The sequence below is a fragment of the Bradyrhizobium sp. MI1.3 genome (assembly GCF_055811695.1).
Window position 1 is genome coordinate 1 of the sequence record NZ_JBVVPQ010000250.1, and the last position, 573, is coordinate 573.

General features: G+C 67.2%; 1 protein-coding gene. It reads right to left on the bottom strand.

The genetic code is table 11. The features are described from left to right. A partial coding sequence (locus tag AC0L3A_RS40885; RefSeq protein WP_354128051.1) for a hypothetical protein occupies positions 1-396 on the bottom strand: 396 nt, incomplete at its 3' end. Between the last annotated feature and the right edge of the window lie 177 nt (positions 397-573).

Consider the following 573-nt stretch of genomic DNA (forward strand, 5'->3'; position numbering starts at 1 on the left):
CGCAGCCAGCATACTCCCGCTCCTGCGCAATCCCACATATTGCAGCTCGGCAAACACGCCGGTCGCGATCGCCTGCGCCACGACCATGAGCTCGCCGGCAAGATTCGGCGACACCGCGCCCGAGAGCAGCAGCGCGATGCTGCCGACCGTCCAGGCCGCGTTGCCGACCACGACTAGCAGCACCAGCGGCTTTGCCACGGAGCCGCGCGAGGCGAGCCAACCGACGAGCGCGGTGTAGGCGATCAGGAACAGGCCGGTCTCGCGCAGCAGCGCTTCGGGCAGGTTGAACAGCGACGCGAACGTGCTGGCGCCGAAAGTGAAACCGAGAGCGGCGACGCCGCTGAAGATCGCGTCGGCAAGAAGCGCGCGGCGAAGCAAGGTGGATGCGTCAATCATCGTGGTCTCCATGGTTGGGTTGGGCTCGAGGTGAAAGTCAGTGCAATCCGCGCCACCAGGCGCGGAGCAGGCGGGCGAGGCGGAACGGGCAAAGGCTCCTGCCGACGCCGTGCTCGAAGGCTGTGACCTGCGCGACGACATAGTCGCCGGTCGAATGCACCAGCGGCTCCGGCATGT